The organism is Sulfitobacter sp. HI0129 (genome assembly GCF_001635395.1).
Classification (GTDB): domain Bacteria; phylum Pseudomonadota; class Alphaproteobacteria; order Rhodobacterales; family Rhodobacteraceae; genus Sulfitobacter.
The window spans coordinates 1-2,104 of record NZ_LWGH01000518.1; the positions used below are offsets into that span (position 1 = coordinate 1).

At 66.8% G+C, this 2,104-nt stretch carries 3 protein-coding genes and 1 pseudogene; all 4 read left to right on the plus strand.

Annotated features, from left to right (window positions below):
* The coding region (locus A3764_RS14125) for a uracil-DNA glycosylase (protein ID WP_067951695.1) at positions 1–576 on the plus strand (576 nt) is incomplete at its 5' end.
* The gene (gene trpC, locus A3764_RS14130; RefSeq protein WP_067923400.1) at positions 573–1,385 is read left to right on the plus strand and encodes an indole-3-glycerol phosphate synthase TrpC; all 813 of its coding nucleotides are present in this window, start codon (positions 573–575) and stop codon (positions 1,383–1,385) included. The genes A3764_RS14125 and trpC, both read left to right, overlap by 4 nt.
* Positions 1,385–1,858 carry a cyclic pyranopterin monophosphate synthase MoaC gene (gene moaC, locus A3764_RS14135; RefSeq protein ID WP_067923397.1) on the plus strand — a complete coding sequence of 158 codons (474 nt, stop codon included), beginning with the start codon at positions 1,385–1,387 and terminating at the stop codon, positions 1,856–1,858. The genes trpC and moaC overlap by 1 nt, the downstream gene beginning before the upstream one ends.
* Positions 1,855–2,104, plus strand: a pseudogene (locus A3764_RS14140) (molybdopterin molybdenumtransferase MoeA); the annotation flags it as partial. The gene moaC and the pseudogene A3764_RS14140, both read left to right, overlap by 4 nt.

The window sequence follows — 2,104 nt, forward strand, 5'->3', positions numbered from 1 at the left end:
GAACGCCCCACCCTGCCCCCGGGGGACGCGGTTTTCGCCGCCCTGAGGCGCACGCCGCCCCACGCCGTGCGCGTCGTGATTCTGGGGCAGGATCCCTATCCCACGCCGGGCCATGCCCATGGTTTCGCCTTTTCCGCGGCACCGGATGTGTCACCCCTGCCCCGATCGCTCGCCAACATCTATCGCGAAATGCGCGACGATATCGGCGCATCCCCCCCGGATGCGGATCTGCGCTTTCTGGCCGATCAGGGCGTGCTGCTGCTCAATACCGTCCTGACCGTGCCGGCGGGCAACGCGGGCGGGCACCGGACCCTCGGCTGGCATAAGCTCACCACGCAGATATTGCGGCACCTGTCGGATCGCCCGCGCGCCTATCTGCTCTGGGGGGCCCATGCGCAGAAGGCGGCGGCAGACGTGGCCGCGCCGCGCAACCTTAAGATCGAAACGCCACATCCCTCGCCGCTGTCGGCGCGGCGCGGCTTTTTCGGATCGCGCCCCTTCAGCCGCACCAATGCGTGGTTGCAGGCGCAGGGCTTGGCGGCCATAAACTGGGCGAACACGAAGGACGCCCCATGACCGATACCATTCTGGACAAGATCAAGGCCTACAAACTGGAAGAGGTGGCCGCCGACAAGGCCGCGCGCCCGCTGGCGCAGGTCGAAGAGGCCGCGCGCCTCGCCCCCACCGTGCGCCCCTTTGCAGAGGCGCTGCACGAAGCATCCCGCGAAGGCTATGGCCTCATCGCCGAGATCAAGAAAGCCAGCCCCTCCAAGGGGTTGATCCGCGAGGATTTCGACCCCGCGGCACTGGCGCAGGCCTATGAGGCGGGCGGCGCCACCTGCCTTTCGGTGCTCACCGATACGCCGTCGTTTCAGGGGGCCAAACAGTTTCTGACCGATGCGCGCGCGGCATGCCATCTGCCGGTGCTGCGCAAGGATTTCATGTACGATCCCTATCAGGTGGTCGAGGCACGCAGCCTCGGGGCCGATTGCATCCTCATCATCATGGCCTCCGTTTCCGACGCGCAGGCCGCGGAACTGGAAGCGGCAGCCACCGAATGGGGCATGGATTGCCTGATCGAAGTGCATGATGCGGCCGAACTGGAGCGCGCGACCAAGCTCAAGAGCCGCCTTCTGGGGATCAACAATCGCGACCTGAATACATTCGAGACATCGCTCGACACCACGCGCAGATTGTCGAAACAGGTGCCGGAGGACCGGCTCATGGTCTCCGAGTCGGGGCTTTCCACGCCCAAGGACCTGTCGGACCTCGCGATGTACGGCGCGCGCATCTTCCTGATCGGGGAAAGCCTGATGCGCCACGCGGATGTGGAGCAGGCCACGCGCGAGCTGCTCGCCAATCCGCTCACTTCCGGAGGGATGTAATGGCGCTTACCCATTTCGACGCCAAGGGCGATGCCCATATGGTCGACGTTTCCGACAAGCCGGTGACGGGCCGCATCGCCACGGCGGAAACCCATATCACCATGCAGCGCGAAACCTTCGACCTCATTTGCGAAGGCCGGGCAAAGAAGGGCGACGTGCTGGGCGTGGCCCGGCTGGCCGGTATCATGGGGGCCAAGCGTACCGCCGACCTGATCCCGCTCTGCCATCCGCTGCCGATCACATCCGTCACCGTCGATCTGGAACCCGATGCGGAGCTGCCCGGCCTGCGCATCACCGCCACCGTCAAGACAACCGGCCAGACCGGGGTGGAGATGGAGGCGCTGACGGCGGCTTCCGTCACCGCCCTGACGGTATATGACATGACCAAGGCCGTGGATCGCGGCATGGAAATCGGCGGGCTGCGCGTCACGCTGAAGGACGGCGGCAAATCCGGCCGGTTCGAAGCCCCGTGATCTCCGTCAGCGAGGCGCTGGAGGCGCTGTTCCGGCTGGTCGCCCCGCTGGAGGCCGAAGATGTGCCCCTGCGCGAAGCGGCAGGGCGCGTGCTGGCCCGGCCCGTCACCGCACGCCGTACGCAGCCGCCATTCGCGGCCTCTTCGATGGATGGCTATGCCCTCCGCCGGGCGGAGGTCGAGCCCGACGCCATGTTCAAGGTGATGGGCGAGGCGGCGGCGGGCCACGGCTACGACGGCGCGCTGC